The 18,996-nt window shown below is 57.5% G+C and carries 16 protein-coding genes; 3 read left to right on the top strand and 13 right to left on the bottom strand.

Features of this window, described 5'->3' with window-relative positions; all coding sequences use genetic code 11:
• From ppc to rlmB, 3 genes are all read left to right on the top strand, one after another.
• Positions 1-2,607: a phosphoenolpyruvate carboxylase gene (gene ppc / locus ACAM29_RS09725; protein ID WP_369623994.1), complete on the top strand. Its 2,607-nt coding sequence runs from the start codon at positions 1-3 to the stop codon at positions 2,605-2,607.
• A gap of 234 nt (positions 2,608-2,841) precedes the next feature.
• Positions 2,842-3,498, top strand: a complete 657-nt coding sequence (gene adk / locus ACAM29_RS09720) for an adenylate kinase (RefSeq protein WP_091825285.1) — start codon at positions 2,842-2,844, stop codon at positions 3,496-3,498.
• Positions 3,499-3,598: 100 nt separating this feature from the next.
• A complete protein-coding gene (rlmB, locus tag ACAM29_RS09715; RefSeq protein ID WP_369623993.1) occupies positions 3,599-4,342 on the top strand; it encodes a 23S rRNA (guanosine(2251)-2'-O)-methyltransferase RlmB in 744 nt (247 codons plus the stop codon).
• A 29-nt stretch (positions 4,343-4,371) separates the two neighbouring features.
• Here the strand turns inward: rlmB and ACAM29_RS09710 are convergent, their stop codons facing one another.
• The 13 genes from ACAM29_RS09710 to purD all read right to left on the bottom strand — a co-directional run bounded on the left by ACAM29_RS09710 (position 4,372) and on the right by purD (position 18,981).
• Positions 4,372-5,553 carry an acetate/propionate family kinase gene (locus tag ACAM29_RS09710; protein WP_369623992.1) on the bottom strand — a complete coding sequence of 394 codons (1,182 nt, stop codon included), beginning with the start codon at positions 5,551-5,553 and terminating at the stop codon, positions 4,372-4,374.
• Between the two features lie 4 nt (positions 5,554-5,557).
• The gene (locus ACAM29_RS09705; RefSeq protein ID WP_254774988.1) at positions 5,558-6,529 is read right to left on the bottom strand and encodes a bifunctional enoyl-CoA hydratase/phosphate acetyltransferase; all 972 of its coding nucleotides are present in this window, start codon (positions 6,527-6,529) and stop codon (positions 5,558-5,560) included.
• 152 nt (positions 6,530-6,681) lie between these two features.
• Positions 6,682-7,053 carry a histidine triad nucleotide-binding protein gene (locus ACAM29_RS09700; RefSeq protein ID WP_369623991.1) on the bottom strand — a complete coding sequence of 124 codons (372 nt, stop codon included), beginning with the start codon at positions 7,051-7,053 and terminating at the stop codon, positions 6,682-6,684.
• 51 nt (positions 7,054-7,104) lie between these two features.
• Positions 7,105-8,631: a SpoVR family protein gene (locus ACAM29_RS09695; RefSeq protein ID WP_206840309.1), complete on the bottom strand. Its 1,527-nt coding sequence runs from the start codon at positions 8,629-8,631 to the stop codon at positions 7,105-7,107.
• Positions 8,621-9,919: a YeaH/YhbH family protein gene (locus tag ACAM29_RS09690; protein ID WP_091825299.1), complete on the bottom strand. Its 1,299-nt coding sequence runs from the start codon at positions 9,917-9,919 to the stop codon at positions 8,621-8,623. Before ACAM29_RS09690 ends, ACAM29_RS09695 begins: the two co-directional genes overlap by 11 nt.
• A 75-nt stretch (positions 9,920-9,994) precedes the next feature.
• On the bottom strand, positions 9,995-11,917 hold the full coding sequence (locus tag ACAM29_RS09685) for a PrkA family serine protein kinase (protein ID WP_206840313.1): 1,923 nt from the start codon (positions 11,915-11,917) through the stop codon (positions 9,995-9,997).
• Positions 11,918-12,131: 214 nt separating this feature from the next.
• Positions 12,132-13,244: a dihydrolipoamide acetyltransferase family protein gene (locus tag ACAM29_RS09680; protein WP_369623990.1), complete on the bottom strand. Its 1,113-nt coding sequence runs from the start codon at positions 13,242-13,244 to the stop codon at positions 12,132-12,134.
• Complete coding sequence (locus tag ACAM29_RS09675) at positions 13,244-14,230, bottom strand: alpha-ketoacid dehydrogenase subunit beta (RefSeq protein WP_369623989.1); 987 nt, start codon at positions 14,228-14,230, stop codon at positions 13,244-13,246. Before ACAM29_RS09675 ends, ACAM29_RS09680 begins: the two co-directional genes overlap by 1 nt.
• Positions 14,223-15,311: a pyruvate dehydrogenase (acetyl-transferring) E1 component subunit alpha gene (gene pdhA / locus ACAM29_RS09670; protein ID WP_206840324.1), complete on the bottom strand. Its 1,089-nt coding sequence runs from the start codon at positions 15,309-15,311 to the stop codon at positions 14,223-14,225. Before pdhA ends, ACAM29_RS09675 begins: the two co-directional genes overlap by 8 nt.
• A complete protein-coding gene (locus ACAM29_RS09665; RefSeq protein ID WP_369623988.1) occupies positions 15,304-16,371 on the bottom strand; it encodes a Leu/Phe/Val dehydrogenase in 1,068 nt (355 codons plus the stop codon). Before ACAM29_RS09665 ends, pdhA begins: the two co-directional genes overlap by 8 nt.
• Before the next feature lie 237 nt (positions 16,372-16,608).
• Positions 16,609-16,995 carry a hypothetical protein gene (locus tag ACAM29_RS09660; RefSeq protein ID WP_369623987.1) on the bottom strand — a complete coding sequence of 129 codons (387 nt, stop codon included), beginning with the start codon at positions 16,993-16,995 and terminating at the stop codon, positions 16,609-16,611.
• Positions 16,996-17,013: 18 nt separating this feature from the next.
• Positions 17,014-17,628 (bottom strand): LysE family transporter, encoded by a 615-nt coding sequence (locus ACAM29_RS09655; RefSeq protein ID WP_369623986.1) that lies wholly within the window; start codon positions 17,626-17,628, stop codon positions 17,014-17,016.
• Between the two features lie 66 nt (positions 17,629-17,694).
• Positions 17,695-18,981 carry a phosphoribosylamine--glycine ligase gene (gene purD, locus ACAM29_RS09650; RefSeq protein ID WP_369623985.1) on the bottom strand — a complete coding sequence of 429 codons (1,287 nt, stop codon included), beginning with the start codon at positions 18,979-18,981 and terminating at the stop codon, positions 17,695-17,697.
• Positions 18,982-18,996 lie beyond the last annotated feature (15 nt).

The following is an 18,996-nucleotide window of genomic DNA, read 5'->3' as shown; positions in this document are numbered from 1 at the left end:
ATGAGCGACCTGCACGAAGCGTTACGTGATGATGTCCGGATTCTGGGTGAGAGCCTGGGCCGAACAATGGAATCCCATCTGGGCCACGACTTCCTCGACAAGGTTGAGTATATCCGCAAGCTGGCCAAGTCGGCGCGACATGCCGAGGATGCGACACAAGCCGCACTGCGAGAAGCTCTCAGTGAACTGAGTGAAGATGAAGTGTTGCCAATCGCCCGTGCGTTCACCCAGTTCCTCAATCTGGCCAATATCGCCGAAGAGCATCATCGGGTACGTCGTCACTATGAAACCGAAGGTGACGAAGATGAAGAGCTGATTGACAGCCTGCTTAAACGCCTGCATGGCGAAGGTCGCGGTCCTGATGAAATCCTCGCCTGCCTGAACGAGATGTGCATCGATCTGGTGTTGACGGCTCACCCCACCGAAGTCAATCGACGTACTCTGATCCAGAAGTACGATGCCATTGCCGAGACCCTCAAACAGCGCGATCGCGGTGAGTCGGTACAGCATCGCCTCGATCAGTTGATCAGTCAGATCTGGCATACCAATGAGATTCGTCAGCACCGTCCCACCCCGGTAGAAGAGGCCAAATGGGGCTTTGCAGTGATCGAAAACTCGCTCTGGAGTGCCGTACCGCGCTTTTTGCGTTTGCTGGATGATCGCCTGCAGGAAACACAGAATACCTCACTGCCGCTGACCTGTTCACCGGTTTGCTTCTCGTCCTGGATGGGGGGCGACCGTGATGGTAACCCCAATGTGACTGCCGAGGTAACCTCCGAGGTGCTGCTGCTGGCGCGTTGGATGGCTGCCGACCTGTATGCACGTGACGTGGACCTGTTGCGTGGCGAGCTGTCCATGTATCAGGCCAATGCCGAGCTGCGACACGAAACCGATAACCACCCCGAACCCTACCGTGAGATTCTGGGGCGCTTGCGCAGCCGCCTGCATGAAACCCGGCAGGGCATCGAAGACTATCTCAAGGGCCGTGCCAGTAATCCGGACCTGTGGATCAGTGAGCTGGACGAGCTGCTTGAGCCTTTGCTGTTGTGCCATCGCTCGCTCAATGACAGTGGCATGGGCTGCATCGCTGCAGGGGCGCTGGAAGATCTGATTAGGCGTATCGCTTGCTTTGGCCTGACGCTGGTGCGTCTGGATATTCGCCAGAATGCCGAGCGTCATACCGAAGTGTTCGATGCCCTGACCGAATTTTATCAGTTGGGCCGCTACTCGGAGTGGGATGAGGCACAAAAGCAGGCTTTTCTGCTGCAGGAGCTGAATTCGCGTCGCCCGCTGATTCCTCACCGCTGGGCACCCTCTGCCAGTGTGCAGGAGGTGATCAGTACCTGTCGGGTGATCGCCGCCAATCCAGATTACAGTCTTGGTTCCTACGTGATTTCCATGGCGGGCCAGCCATCGGATGTGCTGGCCGTTATCCTGCTGCTGCAGGAGGTTGGTGTAGAGCGCAACATGCGGGTTGTACCGCTGTTTGAGACATTGGATGATCTGGACAACGCGCGTGACTGTATCGAGTCACTGCTGCAGATCGACTGGTACCGTGATTATATCGAAGGCCATCAGGAAGTGATGATCGGCTACTCGGATTCTTCGAAGGATGCCGGGCAGCTGGCAGCGGCCTGGGGGCAGTACCGTGCACAGGAGGCCCTGACAGAGTTGTGTCGGCGCAAGCAGGTTCGTCTGACGCTGTTCCATGGCCGCGGTGGTACCGTTGGCCGTGGCGGTGGCCCCAGCCATACCGCAATTCTGGCGCAGCCACCGGGTTCGGTCGCGGGCAGCCTGCGCGTGACGGAACAGGGCGAAATGATTCGCTTCAAGTTCGGTATCCCTGAAATTGCAGTACGCAACTTGACGCTTTACACCGGAGCGGTGCTGGAGGCAACCCTCAGTCCGGGGCCGCAGCCTGAACCTGAATGGCGTACGCTGATGAACAGCATGGCCACTTGTGGTATGACCATTTACCGTTCGCTGGTGCGGGAAGAGCCCCAGTTCGTACCCTATTTTCGCGCGGTTACGCCGGAGCAGGAGCTGGCCAAGCTGCCGTTGGGATCACGACCTGCGAAGCGCAAGGTCGATGGTGGAGTGGAAAGCCTCAGGGCCATACCCTGGATTTTCGCCTGGACCCAGATCCGCTTGATGCTGCCCGCTTGGCTGGGGTCGGGCGCGGCGTTGAAGCAGGCGCTGGATGAAGGCCAGGAGCCACTGTTGCACGGAATGTATGAACAGTGGCCGTTTTTTCAGTCCTGGATCGATATGCTGGAGATGGTGTTGGCCAAAAGTGATGTCAACATTTCGGCCTACTACGAAAAGCGGTTGGCCTCGCCGGAGTTAGGGGTGCTGGGTTCCAGTCTCAGGTCTCGCCTGCAGCAGGCTGTTGAGCAGGTGAAGCAGATAAAACAGGAGCAGCAGTTGCTGGAAGGCAACAGCGTGATTCGTCAGTCGATAGAGGTGCGTAACCCCTATATCGACCCATTACATGTACTGCAGGCGGAGCTGTTGTTCCGTGATCGCAACCAGCCGGATCAGCGTTTGGAGCAGGCGTTGATGGTTACCATGGCTGGCATTTCAGCGGGCATGCGTAACACCGGCTGATCACTACGAAGAGTACGTGAGGGCTTGAACAGGACTCGGGCTTTGTCGTAACCTCGGCTTTTTTGTCAACAGTTGGACAGCAGCTAGGTCTAATGTCGAATTGTGTGCGCAGGGCAGGGGCGTTTAGCCTGTCCTGCAGGATAACTATAAAGTGGCTGCCGCTGTATCGTCCCGACAGGGCCTTGGCGTGCGGCCCGAGTTGCAGTTTACAACAACGTTCAGGAGACGAAATAGATGCGCATTATTCTGCTTGGAGCACCGGGCGCCGGCAAAGGCACCCAGGCCCAGTTCATCACCGAAAAATACGGCATTCCGCAGATCTCTACAGGGGACATGCTGCGTGCTGCGGTCAAGGCGGGCACCCCGCTTGGCAAGCAGGCCAAGGAAGTGATGGACGCAGGCGGCCTGGTATCCGATGACATCATCATCGGGCTGGTCAAGGAACGTATCACAGAGGCAGACTGTGCCAATGGTTTCCTGTTTGACGGCTTCCCCCGCACCCTGCCGCAGGCTGATGCGCTGAAAGATGCCGGTGTGGATATTGATGCCGTTGTCGAGATTGATGTGGCCGATGCTGAAATCATCAAGCGTATGAGCGGTCGCCGCGTACACCCGGCTTCGGGCCGTACCTACCATATCGTGTTCAACCCGCCGAAGCAGGAAGGGTTCGACGACGTTACCGGTGAAGAACTGGTTCAGCGTGAGGATGACAAGGAAGAAACCGTACGTCAGCGCCTGAAGGTCTATCATGACCAGACAGCTCCGCTGATCAATTACTACCGCAGCTGGAATGAATCCGGTGAAGCGAACGCGCCGCGTTATGTATACGTTGAAGGTGTCGGCAGCGTTGATGATATCCGCAACAAGGTGTTTGCGGGTCTCGAAGGCTGATTGCCTGTTCTGATTGCTAAAAAGCCGCCAGTGGGCGGCTTTTTGGTTTCAATTGGCCCATAATACCCGCCTGTTTTCTGATACAGCCATATGAGGCAGCATGAACACAACGGATATCTTCGGCCTGCACGCCGTCACGACTCTTCTACAGCGCAATTCCGATCGGGTTCGTTGCCTGTTGATCCAGCAGGGCCGCGAAGATGCCCGGTTGCAGACAGTACTGGATCTGGCTGGTACGCGTGGCATCAAGGTGATCACACAGCCGCGAGAAGGGTTGGATCAGCGTGCTGGTGGGGGGCGTCATCAAGGGGTTATCGCCGAATGTGAACCGCTGCGTGCCTTGAGTGAAAAGGCACTGGACCGGCTGCTTGAGCAATCCGACACAGTTCCGCTGCTGCTGGTGCTGGACGGCGTAACCGATCCGCACAATCTTGGGGCTTGCCTGCGTACGGCAGATGCTGCAGGCGTAACAGCCGTTATTGCCCCCAAGGACAAGTCGGCACCGCTTAATGCTACCGTCGCCAAGGTTGCCTGTGGTGCCGCTGAAGTGATGCCTTACATTCAGGTGACCAACCTGGCGCGTACCCTGCAATTGTTGCAGCAACACGGTATCTGGATCACCGGAACGGCTGGCGAAGCGACCCAGAGCCTGTATCAGGCTGACCTGACCGGACCGCAGGCGATCGTGATGGGTGCGGAAGGCAAGGGCATGCGCCGCCTGACCCGCGAAAATTGCGATCAGCTGGTGAACATTCCGATGGCAGGGGAGGTCAGTAGCCTCAATGTGTCCGTGGCAACCGGAGTGTGCCTGTTTGAAGTGGTGCGTCAGCGGGCGGGGCGGTAAAAGCGGAGGCCTAGCCTCCGCTGTGCGATTCAGTGCAGCAACTCGTCCACATGGGTGGCGATCATCGCTTCCTCATTGGTCGGCATTACACGCACAGTGACCTTTGAGTCCGGCGTGCTGATGATACCGCTGTTGCGCTGATTCGCTTCACTGTCAATCTCGATCCCGAGCCAACGGCAACGCTCCAGCACGCGCGCTCGCACATCCGCATCGTTCTCGCCGACACCACCCGAGAATACCACCTGTTCCACCCCTTCCAGTGCAGCACCCAGGCGGCCCATCTCCAGCGCGACACGGTAGCAAAACATGTCGATTGCTTCCTCGGCGAGAGGATCATTGGCCTGATGCAGCTCCTTCATGTCCGAGCTGATGGTGGAAACGCCCAGCCAGCCGCTTTCCTTGTAGATCAGCTTTTCCAGTGCATCCACATCCATGTTCTCTTCCCGCATCAGATAGAGCAGCACGCCAGGGTCAAGATTGCCGGTGCGACTACCCATGGGCAGGCCTTCGACGGCGGTGAAGCCCATGCTGGATGCGATGGAGCGTCCATCTCGAATGGCACACATGCTGGCGCCTGCGCCCAGGTGACAGGCCACTGTTTTCAAATTGCCCGCTCCGCCAAGGCTGAGCTGGCGCTGGATATATTCGTAGGACAAGCCATGGAAGCCATAGCGGTGCACGCCTTTCTCGATGAGGTGGCGCGGCAAGGCATATAGCCGCTCCAGCCGGGGCTGTGCCGCATGGAACATGGTATCGAAACAGGCGACAACGGGTAGTTGTGGTGCCAGTGCACGGCAGGCTTCAACTAGCTTCAGGTTATAAGGTTGATGCAGCGGGGCCAGCGGGATAAAGCTTCTCAATTGCTCCAGCACAGCATCGTCCAGTCGCATCGGTGTGTTGAACAGGTCACCACCATGTACGACTCGGTGACCGGTCGCAATCAAACGTGACTCCGGCAGGTGCGCTTCAACCCATTGCAGCACTTCACGCAAAGCGAACTGATGACGTTCGTCCAGTGCCACTGACTGGCACTCCAGCTGATGCGAGTCCAGTACCCGGTTGTCTTCATCACGCACCTTGAACAGGGTGGTGTCACCCAGCAGGTTTTCCACTTTCAGGTGAAACAGGCAGTGAAGTTCGCTCGCACGCAGGGCATATAGGCCACATTTGAGACTGGAGGAGCCACCATTAACGGTCAGAATGGTATCCATGCTTTCAGCCCCCCTTGCGTGGATGCTTGACCATGTAGGAAGCCAGTGCACAGGACGCCAGACGGCCCAGAGTACCTTCGGCACGGCTGGTCAGAATAATGGGTACCTTGGCCCCTACGGCCAGGCCGGCTGACTTGGCATCGGCCAGGTAGATCAGCTGCTTGGCGATCATGTTGGCGGCCTCAAGGTCTGGCGCCAGCAGGATATCGGCGTCACCAGAGACCGGTGAGTTGATATGTTTGTCGATGGCGGCCTGCAGTGAAATGGCATTATCGAAAGCCAGCGGGCCGTCCAGGATGCCGCCAGTGATTTGTCCGCGATCTGCCATTTTGCACAGGGCGGCAGCGTCGATGGTACTCTGCATGGTCGGCTTCACCTTTTCAACCGCGGCCAGAATCGCAACCTTGGGCGCCTCATTGCCCAATGACTGACAGAAGTCGATGGCGTTCTGAACGATATCCCGTTTTACCAACAGATCAGGCACTACGTTGATGGCGGCATCGGTGATCACCAGTGGTTTGTGGTAGTTGGGTACGTCGAAGACGAACACATGACTCAGACGGCGCTCTGTACGGATGCCCTTGGTTTTATGAACCACGGCACTGAGCAGTTCAGAGGTGCCGAGGCTCCCTTTCATCAGCGCGACGGCCTTGGCTTCGCGAATCAGTGTACAGGCGCATTCGGCCGCCATGTGGCTGTGTTCGGTGCTGATGATTTTGTAGGGTGACAGGTCGATGCCTTCAATTTCGGCAGCGGCACGAATCTTGTGTTCCGGGCCGACCAGCAGAGGCTCGATTAACCCCTGTTCAGCCGCTTCGATGGCACCCAAAAGGCTGTTGTGATCGACCGGATGGACCACGGCGGTGCGGATAGGGCCGGACTTGCGTGCCTGCTCAATAAAGAACTCCAGCTGGTTGTGCATCGGCGGTGTCTCGGTTGAAATCGTGGTGTTGGGGGCGTCAGCTGATATCGACATGGGGGTATCCTTCCTGAGAATGCTGATGACTAGGGTATAGTCCTATAATGAACCCATTATGACGCAGTGCAACATAAAGCGGACAGGCTCGCGGCAAAATTGATCCGAGGCAAGATCCAGGGCAGCCGAGCATGTGGCTCGGCCACCATGCCTCAGTTGTTAACCGGGGTTTTCAGAGTGTCTTGATACGGAGGCCAACCCATCGGCTTGCCACCGAGGAGGTGCAGATGAATGTGGTAGACCGTTTGGCCACCGTGGGTGTTGCAGTTGAATACGGTGCGGTAGCCATCCTGATCAAAGCCCTGTTGCTGAGCAATTTTGCTGGCCACCTGAATCATATGGCCTACCACTTCGCGATCTTCGTCAGCAATGTCATTCAGGGTGGCAATATGCTTGCGCGGAATAATCAGGCAGTGAAAGGGTGCCTGTGGGTTGATGTCGCGAAAGGCGATGACCTGGTCATCTTCGTACACCCGCTCAGCCGGGATTTCACCTTCCAGAATTTTGCAGAACAGACAATCCATAACCTTCTCTCGACTCATTTGATTCGTGTCGAAGCAGTATAGCGAGCGCAGTCAGATTGCCTCAACCTTTTGCTCCCGTGGTGGGCAGGCATACTGCTTGGCAACGGTACCGTCCGGCAGTACGGATTCAAGCTGTACATCGAATCCCCACAGGCGGTGTACGTGCCGCAACACCTCTTCAGTTGATTGGCCCAATGGCTGGTTGTTATGCATGTAATGACGCAGGGTAAGGGCACGGTCGCCACGGATGTTCACATTCCAGACCTGAATGTTGGGCTCACGATTGCCGAGGTTGTACTGAGCGGACAGTGATTCGCGCAGTTGACGATAGCCACGTTCATTATGGATAGCATCGACTTTCAGTACCGGACGATTGCTGTCATCCATGATCGAAAACAGTTTCAGCTCCCGCATCAACCGGGGTGATAGATACTGCAGGATGAAGCTTTCATCCTTGAAGTTGCGCATGGCGTGGTCAAGCGTTGCTTTCCAGTCGCTGCCGGCAATATCGGGGAACCACTCCCGGTCCTCATCGGTCGGATTTTCACAGATGCGGCGAATGTCCTGCATCATGTTGTAACCCAGCGTATAGGGGTTGATGCCACTGAAGTAGGGGCTGTCGAACGGGGGTTGATAGACCACGCTGGAATGGGAGTGGAGAAACTCCATCATGAAACCGTCGGTGACCAGCCCCTCGTCATACAGCTGATGCAGCAACGTATAGTGCCAGAAGCAGGCCCAGCCTTCATTCATCACCTGAGTTTGTTTCTGGGGATAAAAATACTGTGCAACCTTGCGCACGATTCGTACGATCTCCCGTTGCCAGGGTTCGAGCAGTGGCGCGTTCTTCTCGATGAAGTAGAGAATGTTCTCTTCCGGATCTGCCGGAAAGCGAGGGTGCTTGCGATCATCACTGTCCGCCTTGCGGGGTACGGTGGTGTTCCACAGATCGTTCAGATGACGCTGTATGTATTCTTCCCTGTCCTGCTGACGCTCACGTTCTTCGGCGGCGGTGAGCGGGCGTGGGCGTTTGTAGCGGTTGACGCCATAGTTCATCAGGGCGTGGCACGAGTCCAGCAGCTGCTCAACCTCTTCCACGCCATGCTTCTCCTCGCAGCGGCGGATGTAGTTCTTGGCGAACAGCAGGTAGTCGATGATGGCACTGGCATCAGTCCAGGTTCGGAACAGGTAGTTGCCCTTGAAGAAGGAATTGTGGCCGTAGCAGGCATGTGCAATCACCAGCGCCTGCATGGTGATGGTGTTCTCTTCCATCAGATATGCGATGCAGGGGTTGGAGTTGATAACGATTTCATAGGCCAGCCCCATGCGGCCACGGGTATAGTTCTGCTCGGTCTCCACAAACTGCTTGCCGAAGGACCAATGGTTATAGTTTAGCGGCATGCCGACCGAGGAGTAGGCGTCCATCATCTGTTCCGAGGTGATGACCTCGATCTGGTTGGGATAGGTATCAAGCCCGAACTCACGGGCGACACGGCCAATTTCCCGGTCATAGGACTCGATCAGCTCGAATGTCCAGTCTGAGCCGGTCGAGATTGGCTGGCGTTTTTTACGACTCATGGGCAGCCCCCTCGGTACGCTTCTCGAACAGTCGGCGGAAGACCGGATAGATATCGCCAGCATCGGTGATTTGCTGCATGGCGAACTGCTCCTTGAAAGCTTCACGCACCTGTTCATATTCATGCCAGAGATTCTGGTGTGGACCGGTGGTGATCTCCACGTATGCGTAATACTGGGTTTTGGGCAGAATGCGGCTGGCCAACAGCTTGCTGCAGGTGGTCGAGTCGCCATCCCAGTTGTCGCCGTCCGACGCCTGAGCGATATAGATGTTCCAGTCGGCCGGTGGATACCGGGCATCGATAATATCGGCGGTCAGGGCCAGGGCGCTGGAGACTATGGTGCCACCGGTCTCGCGAGAATAGAAAAACTCCTGTTCATCCACCTCCTTGGCATGGGTGTGGTGGCGCACAAAGACCACATCGATCTGCTTGTAGTTCCGGTTCAGGAACAGATAGAGCAGGATGAAGAAACGCTTGGCGATATCCTTGACGCTTTGCGTCATGGAGCCGGATACATCCATGATGCAGAACATGACCGCCTTGCTGGAAGGCAAGGGCACTCGCACGAGGTTGGTGTAGCGCAGGTCAAAGTCATCCAGAAACGGCAGTTTGCGAGAGCCTTTTTCAAGCTGAGTGATCTGCTCACGCAAGGCGGTGATCTTCTCTGTTTTTTCAACGGAGGGTGGTGTGTCTTCAAGCGCCCACAGCTCCTTGCGCAGGGCACGAATCTGCTGTCGTACGTTCTTGTCGGTCAGCGCGATGCGACGGGCATGAGCGGCCCGCAACGAGCGCACAATATGCAGCTTCTCCGGTGATCCGCTGCTGGTGAAGCCGGCACGACGGGTTTCAAACGAGGTGGCATCCTTGAGCTGTTTGCGCACCATCCAGGGCAGCTCAAGATCCTCAAACATGAAGTCGAGGAACTCTTCCTGGCTGATGGTGAAGGTAAAGTCATCCTCGCCTTCACCCTGATTGCTGGCCTTTCCCTGACCGGCGCCACCGCCACCACCGCTTTCGGGGCGTTTGAACTCGTCGCCTTCGACAAACTCCTTGTTGCCTGGGAAAATCTTGTGCCGCAATCCACCTTCACCGTGGTGGAAGACCGGCTCGGAGATGTCACGTCGAGGAATGGTGACCTGTCCGCCCTGATCGATCTCCTTGATGGAGCGATCATGGATGGCGTCTTCAACGGCACGTTTGATGTGCTGTTTGTAGCGGCGCAGAAAACGCTGACGGTTTACCGTGCTTTTTTTCTTGGCGTTCTCTCGGCGGTCTATGATGTAACTCATGTTTCAGGCTCCCATGCGGCAGTTGCCAGGCAACTGCCGGGTCAGTTCCATCAGGGTACGGCTCCTGGTGCCCGGTTACTGCGATTTGCGGACGCGGATGTACCATTCGGACAGCAGGCGAACCTGCTTCTCGGTGTATCCACGTTCGATCATCCGTTTCACAAACTCGCCATGTTTTTTCTGATCGTCCGAAGAGGCTTTCGGATTGAAGGAGATCACCGGCAGCAAATCTTCGGTATTGGCAAACATCTTCTTCTCGATCACGGAGCGCATCTTCTCGTAGCTGTTCCATGCCGGGTTCTTGCCGTTGTTGCTGGCCCGGGCGCGCAGTACAAAGTTGACGATCTCGTGGCGGAAGTCTTTCGGGTTGCTGATACCCGCTGGCTTCTCGATCTTCTCAAGTTCTTCGTTGATGGCCTGGCGATCGAGAATGTCACCTGTTTCAGGGTCACGGTACTCCTGATCCTGAATCCAGAAGTCGGCATAGGTGACATAGCGGTCGAAAATGTTCTGCCCGTACTCGGAGTAGGATTCCAGATAGGCGGTCTGGATCTCCTTGCCGAGAAAATCGATGTACTTGGGTGCGATATATTCCTTCAAAAAGCCTATGTAGCGTTCCTGGGTCTCGGTCGGGAACTGCTGCTGACTGATCTCACGCTCCAGTACATGCATCAGGTGGACCGGGTTAGCCGCTACCTCGATGGCGTCGAAGTTAAACACCTTGGACAGAATCTTGAAGGCGAATCGGGTTGAGAGACCGTCCATACCCTCGTTGACGCCGGCGGAGTCCTTGTACTCCTGCATCGACTTGGCACGTGGATCGGTGTCCTTGAGGTTCTCGCCGTTGTAGATGCGCATCTTGGAGTAGATGCTGGAGTTTTCAGGCTCCTTCAGGCGTGACAGGACAGTGAACTGGGCCAGCATGTGCAGGGTATCCGGTGCGCATGGGGCGGCATTGAGCGAACTGTTTTCCAGCAGTTTCTCGTAGATATGGATCTCTTCGTTCACTCGGGTGCAATAGGGCACCTTGACGATATACACACGGTCAATGAACGCTTCGTTGGTCTTGTTGTTCTTGAAACTCTGCCATTCCGATTCGTTGGAGTGGGCCAGCAAAATGCCGTCGTAGGGGATGGCACCCATGCCCTCGGTGCTGTTGTAGTTGCCCTCCTGAGTGGCAGTCAGCAGTGGATGCAACACCTTGATCGGTGCCTTGAACATCTCGACGAATTCCATAATCCCCTGGTTGGCACGGCACAGGGCGCCAGAGAAGCTGTAGGCATCCGGGTCGTGCTGTGGATACTCTTCCAGCTTGCGAATGTCCACCTTACCGACAAGGCTTGAGATGTCCTGGTTGTTCTCGTCACCCGGTTCGGTCTTGGCAATTGCCACCTGATCCAGAATGGACGGATGTAGTTTCACCACCCGAAACTGAGTGATATCACCACCGTATTCATGCAGACGTTTCACGGCCCAGGGGGACATGATGCCACGCAGGTAGCGACGGGCGATGCCGTACTCCTGCTCCAGTATTTCGGCGTCTTCTTCTGGATTGAACAGTCCCAGCGGTGACTCGAATACCGGTGAGCCCTTGATCGCATAGAAGGGGATATGCTCCATCAAGTGCTTGAGACGCTCCGCCAGCGATGACTTACCACCCCCAACAGGTCCGAGCAGATACAGGATCTGTTTCTTCTCTTCGAGCCCTTGAGCTGCATGGCGGAAGTAGGACACGATACTCTCAATCGCTTCTTCCATGCCGTAGAATTCGCTGAAAGCAGGGTAGCGCTTGATCACCTTGTTTGAAAAGATGCGGCTCAGGCGAGGGTCCAGTGCGGTATCGATCACCTCGGGTTCACCGATCGCATCCAGCATGCGCTCGGCAGCATTGGCGTATACCTTTGGGGTTTCCCGACACAGGTTGAGATACTCCTGCAGGCTCATCTCTTCCTGCAGGATGGCCGAATAACGTGCCTTATAGTGCTCGAAGATACTCATGCTCACCTTCCTGTACGTTACGCTACCCACTGAAAATTCAAACGCTTATTGGCCAAACCGGCGAAGCGTTCCAGTGATTTCAGTGTAGTTCAGATTACGGAGAGTCAAGTGAGGTGCGACCTAAAAAAGCTGGTCGCACCTGTCATCCAGCGGTTCTGTCCTCCTGTCTGATTTGACCATCTGAATTGTCATACGTTGCATCGCGACAAACGGCTCAGGCCTGAAGCGACATAATCAGTGCCTGCATAAATCGCGCCGCTTCGCCACCGGTGGCGGCACGATGGTCGAATGTCAGTGACAGGGGCATCACCTTGTGTACGACGACCTGATCATCAATGGCAACCGGCTCTGATCGAATCACACCCGCACCCACAATGGCGACCTGAGGCGGTACCACCACCGGGCTGGCGTAACGGCCGGCCAGGGTGCCGAAGTTACTGAGGGTGATGGTGGCGCCCTGCATCTCGGCCGGTGGAATGGAGCGGGATTTGACATCGGCACGCAGCCGGTTCAGCCCTTCGCGAAGGTCTTCGACAGACCGGTTGCCGATATCACGCAGGACCGGTACGAACAGTCCTTGCTCGGTATCCACGGCCACGCCAAGGTCGATTTTCTGGTGTACCCGCCGTGCCAGCTGATGGCCATCAAACCAGACATTCAGCTCGGGAACGGCCTTGCAGGCAGCCGCGATGGCTTGAACCAGCCGCATGGTGATGTCGGTACCGGCGGGCCAGTGGTCGATATCGGCATCCTCACACAGCGAGACCGGTACCACCTCAGCATGGGACTGGGCCATGGTCCGTGCCATTTGTTTGCGTACGCCGCGCAGGGCCTCGGGAGCGCCCAGTGAACGGTCGAGGCTTGCGGCATGTTCCACATCCTGTGCCGTGACAGCGCCTTGTGAACCGCTGCCGCGCAGCGTATCCAGTGACACATTCAAGCGCTGAGCCAAGGCGCGTACAGCGGGTGTTACTCGGGCGGATGCCGCCTGGCGACTGCTGGGAGCCGCCCCGATAATGAACTCTTCGCGCTGACTGTCACTGCCCTGGTGTCGGCTCAGTTCGCCCACAACGGTACCACTGTCACTGTCGTCCTCATCCGCAAACTCGACCAGAGGCTCACCGGTGTGAATGGTGTCACCTACTGCACCAAACAGGTGCGCAATCACCCCATCCTGGGGCGAAGGGACTTCAATGATCGCCTTGGCCGTTTCCACCGATACCATGATCTGATCGGTCTTGATGCTGTCTCCTTCACGAACATGCCATTCCACGATTTCCGCTTCGGGCAGACCCTCGCCCAGATCGGGCAGCTTGAAATATTTCATCAGGCGTACTCCAGCGTTTCCTGCACGGCCTGAACAATGTCAGCCGTGGTGGGCAGGTAGAGTTGTTCATTACGGTAATAGGGCATGACGGTGTCATAGCCGGTGACACGGCGTGGCGGAGCCTTGAGCGAAAGCAGTGCCTGTTCGGCCAGAGTGGCGGCAATTTCTCCTCCCAGGCCGCCGTGCCGCGGTGCTTCATGCACAATGACACAGCGGCCGGTTTTGCTGACCGATGCGATCAGGGTGTCATGGTCGATCGGGTTCAGGGTGGCGACATCGATCACTTCACAACTGACACCGTTCTCTGCCAGCTGGCGGGCAGCGGCAAGGGTTTCCGTGACGGCAGCCCCCCAGCTGATCAGAGTGATGTCCTCTCCTTCGCGCAAGGTGAAGCAGGTATCCAGCGGCAGAGCCTGTCCATCGTCTTCCACCAGCGTCTTGCTGGCACGGTAGATCCGTTTCGGCTCCAGAAAGACAACCGGGTCGTCACAACGAATCGCGGCCAGCAGCAAACCGTAGGCGCGAGCGGGGGACGAGGGCACCACGACGCGTAACCCGGGGATGTGCGCCAGCAGCGCTTCGGTACTTTCCGAGTGGTGTTCGGGGGCATGAATGCCGCCGCCGAACGGCGCCCGCAGTACCATGGGGCAGTTCAGGCGGCCACGGGTGTGGTGGCGCATGCGAGCGGCATGGGCAACCAGATGTTCAAAGGCCGGAAAGATGAAGCCCATGAACTGAATTTCAGCGACGGGCCGAATGCCCTGGGTGGCCATGCCGACACTGAGACCCGCAATCATGGTTTCGGCCAACGGCGTGTCGATCACGCGGCGTTCACCGAAGCGATCCTGAAGGCCAGCAGTGGCACGAAACACGCCGCCGTTGGTGCCGATATCCTCGCCCAGCAAAATTACGTTAGGGTCATCTTCCATAGCGCGTGCCAGTGCCAGATTAACGGCATCCAGCAGGGTAATGGCATTGTCACTCATGATCCTCTCCTCCCTGCCGCTTCTGACGCATCTCTTCTTTCTGCCGTTGCAGCCCCGGCGGGCATTCTGCATAGAGATAATCAAACAGATCATCAATCGCCTGTGGCGGCATGGCCAGGTAGGCATCGACCGCCTTTCCGATCATCCCCTTGGCCTCTTCCTGCCAGCGCTGCTCCTGCTGTTCGTCCCACAGATTCTGGCTGTGGAGCCAAGTGCGCAGACGAGGCAGGGGGTCTCGTGCCCAAGCCTGTTTCAACTCTTCTGCCGAACGGTAACGGGTGGCGTCATCGGCTGTGGTATGGTCGGAGAGTCGGTAGCTGACCGCTTCAATCAATGTGGGGCCCTTTCCGTTGCGGGCGCGTGCCAATGCCTGGCCGACCACTTCATGCAGGGCAACGGCATCGTTGCCGTCCACCTGCTCGCCGCGGATACCGGCACCGATCGCTTTCTGAGCCAGTGTCGGCGCAATGCACTGTTTGGCACGAGGCACCGAAATGGCCCACTGATTGTTGTTGATCACGAAGACCACCGGCAGCTGCCAGGCACCGGCCACATTGATGGCTTCCAGAAAATCACCCTTGGAGGTGCCGCCATCGCCGATCATGGTGAGTACGGCCTGTGGTTGCTGACGCAACTTGAGTGCCGTGGCCACGCCACAGGCGTGCAGGCACTGGGTGGCGATGGGGACTGCGTTGGGAAGGTCCTTGCGCATGGCCGGTGAAGCGCTGCCGCGCTCGTCACCACCCCAGTACAGCAGCACATCCTGCATGGGAACGCCGCGCATCATCTGCAGAATATGGTTGCGATAATAGGGTACCAGCACGTCTTCCGGCTGCATCAGTGCTCCACAAACCACATCAATGGCCTCGCCTCCCAGCAGAGAGGCATAGGTACCCAGCTGGCCGGTACGCTGCAGGCTGATCGCCTTGGCATCAAACTGCCGAGCGAGCACCATCTGGCGGTAATAGTGGCACCAGGGATCACTGCCCTGCGCCCACTCAGGCATGCCACCCACAGGTGTGCCGTCCGGAGCCAGGTAACGGGTCAGATGAATTTCGCCGTGATAGCGTATCTCATGCATGCTGCACCTCCTGGTGCTGATGAGTCAGCTGTACCCCACCGGCCGCCTGCAACAGCGATTCGGCGTGCAGGTCAGCGACATGGTGCACTGACTGACCGGTACGGTCGGCTTCTGCAAAGAGATGAGTGAGGGTTGCTGCAATTTCACGAATCTTGGCATCACGCTCATCAGCGGAGCGACCGGCATGATGCATGGCAACATGAATCAATCCACCGGCATTGAGCACATAGTCAGGTACATACAGAATTCCTCGCTGACGCAGGCGGTTGCCGTCCTCATCGGTCGCCAGCTGGTTGTTGGCACAGCCGGCAACAATGCGACAGTTGAGGCGAGGGATGGTGTCGCTGTTGAGGGTGGCGCCCAGGCCACAGGGGCTGAAAATATCCGCACCGGTATCGTAGATCGCCTCGGTTGCAACGGCTCGGGCGTTGAATTCACGCACACAGCGATCGGTCCGTTCTCGCTCAATATCGGCGACGTAGAGCTGTACGCCAGCCTGGTGCAGGCGCTGTGCCAGTGCGTATCCCACATGGCCAAGCCCCTGAATGGCGATGCTGAGCCCTGCCAGACTGTCCTTGCCAAGCTGATGCATAACTGCAGCCTTGATCCCCTCGAATACACCCAGTGACGTATGTGGAGAGGGATCGCCGCTGGCACTTGTACAGCTGACAAAGCGGGTAGTGGTTTCGATGGCATCCATGTCGCTGACTTCGGTACCGCTGTCCATGGCGGTGATATAGCGCCCGCCCAGCTGATCCACCATGCGACCGAAGGCCTGCATCAATGCGGCTCGGTCAAACGCGCCTTCCGGCTTGATAATCACCGCCTTGCCGCCGCCGTGGGGCAAGCCGGCCAAGGCGGCCTTGTAGCTCATGCCACGGGCAAGTCGAAGTGCATCGGTAATGGCATCCTGCTCACGAGTGTAATGGATAAAACGGCAGCCGCCGATGGCCGGGCCGCGCGCTGTGGAGTGAATCGCGATAATGGCTTTTAGACCGGTAGCCGGATCCAGGCCGAAGTGGAGGTCGGTCAGACCGGCGTTTTCCATCTGCTTCAACATGACGGGGTCCTCCGCACTGGGGCGTCAGGGAAAACGTATGTGAATGGGTGACCTTGAGTCTTGTGGACAGCACCACCCCTTACATTCTGAATAGCACAGCTCTGGGCAAAGTACAGCTTGAGGATCAGTGATTTAGAGTGATTGGGTGCGGCATGTGCAGATGCACAAAGACACTTTCAGGCCCGATGACAGAGCGATCGGCAAGGATGAATTGGATCCGTGTTGCAGTGCGAAGAATCAGTGCGAAAGCGCTTCCAGTACACGCGGCCAGAGAGGTGAACCGGTCGGTGAGACGGGGGCAGGTGGTGCGGCTGGTGCCTCTTGGGGCAACAGGTGGGGTGGGACGGGCTCGCCGGCTGCGATCAGTCGCTCACGTTCCAGCCAGCGTTTAACCTCCGACAGAAGGGAGAACAGCTCTTCATCCGTAAAGTGGGTGCGGGGTTGCAGAGGGTCACGTACCTGGTTTACCTCCAGGGCAGGTGCTGAGCAATCGAATGCCTGCTCCTGTCCAGCCCGTAGGCAGTAGCCACTCTGCTCAGGGGAGTCATGTCGTTTCATCAGACTGCATCCCGAGAGCAGAGCCAGCAGGCCTAGCCCAGTCAGTATCTGTTGCCATCCTGTCATGCCGGTCGTTCCATTAAATCAGAGAGTGGCCACCGAAAGTGCCAGTCCCGCGGCGATCAGTGCACTGCCCGCCAGCCGCTGCTGCCAGATCATGGCCATGGGGTGAGCGAACTGCTGCCGCAGGCCCGATGCCAAGCCACTGTATCCGGTCATGATGCAGGCTTCGGTTGCCATCAGTGTAGCACTAATAGTAATTAACTGGGGCAGCTGCGGCAGGGTGGGATCGATGAACTGGGGGATCAGCGCGAGCAGAAAAACCAGACCTTTTGGGTTGGTAATGTTGACCAGCAACGCCTGCAGGAAGCGGCTGTGACGAGGCGCAAACGCAAGCGACTCCACCTCACCTGATGCGCGCTGTCTCCAGAAACGGATTCCGAGCCAGATAAGATACACTACACCGATCCATTTAAGGATGGAAAACAGCTCCGGTGAGGTGGCAATCAGACTGCCAAGCCCAAGAGATACCACCATAATCTGTACGCCATAGCCGCTGACAAGCCCAAGCGTACTCCAGCAGGCGCCGCGGACACCATAGGTCAGACCTGCGCCCATGGCGGTGGCGGCACTGGCACCGGGAGACAGGCTGATCAGCAGGGCGGTGCCCAGCAGTGCAATCCAGATCTCTGTACTCATCGTTATAAAACCTCTGCAACGCAAACAGCCGCCCGAAGGCGGCTGTTGAAACATTGGCGTGAAATATCAGGTGTTTTCGCGTGCAATCGCGCGGTAAGCGATATCGGTACGGAAGTAGGCATCCTTCCAGCTGACCTGCTTCAGCAGTGCGTAGGCGCATTGTTGAGCCTCAGTCACACTGTCACCCAGTGCGGTGACACAGAGCACACGCCCCCCGGCTGTGACCACATGGCCCTTGTCATCCAGCTGGGTGCCGGCGTGGAATATCTTGCTGCCTTCCGGGCATGATTCCGGCAGGCTGATCACATCGCCCTTGGCGTAGTCGCCCGGGTAGCCGCCAGCCGCCATGACGACCCCAACGGACTTGCGCTCATCCCATTCGGCAGTGGTCTGGTTCAGCTTCCTGTCGAGCGCCGCCTGGCACAGTTCTACCAGTGAAGACTTGAGGCGCAGCATGATTGGCTGGGTTTCGGGATCACCGAAACGGCAGTTGTACTCGATTACCTTAGGTGTACCGTCGGCCATTATCATCAGGCCGGCATACAGGAAGCCGGTATACTCGTTGTCTTCCGCCTTCATACCGTTCACGGTCGGCATGATCACTTCGTCCATTACACGCTGATCGATCTCGGCGGTTACTACCGGTGCCGGAGAGTAGGCACCCATACCGCCGGTATTCAGACCGGTGTCGCCATCGCCAACACGTTTGTGGTCTTGGCTGGTGGCCATCGGCAGCACATTGTCGCCGTCGACCATCACGATATAGGAAGCTTCCTCCCCATCGAGGAACTCTTCAACTACTACGCGGCTGCCTGCATCACCGAAGGCGTTGCCGGCCAGCATGTCACGAATGGCGTCTTCAGCTTCCTGCAGGGTCATCGCCACGATGACGCCCTTGCCGGCAGCCAGGCCGTCGGCCTTGACCACGATCGGGGCGCCTTTCTCGCGCACATAGGCCAGCGCAGGTTCGATCTCGGTGAAGTTTTGATACTCCGCCGTCGGAATCTCATGACGTGCCAGGAAGTCCTTGGTGAACGCCTTGGAACCTTCGAGCTGAGCCGCACCGGCGGTCGGACCAAAGATCGCAAGACCCGCTGCGCGGAAACGATCAACGATGCCGGCTACCAGCGGTGCCTCAGGACCGACGATGGTCAGCGCTACCGCGTTGTCGCGGGCGAAGTTGACCAGTGCATCGATCTGCATCACGTCGATATCCACATTCTCCAGCTTGGGCTCAATGGCCGTACCGGCGTTGCCGGGAGCGACAAACACGCATTCAACTGCAGGATCTTTAGCCGCAGTCCAGGCCAGTGCGTGCTCGCGACCGCCGGAACCGATAACCAGAATATTCATGTTCGATTCCCCTTG

The sequence above is a fragment of the Marinobacterium sp. BA1 genome (genome assembly GCF_041155135.1).
GTDB lineage: Bacteria > Pseudomonadota > Gammaproteobacteria > Pseudomonadales > Balneatricaceae > Marinobacterium > Marinobacterium iners.
Note: the sequence above shows the minus strand (reverse complement) of the source record. Positions and strands in the feature narration are given on the sequence as shown.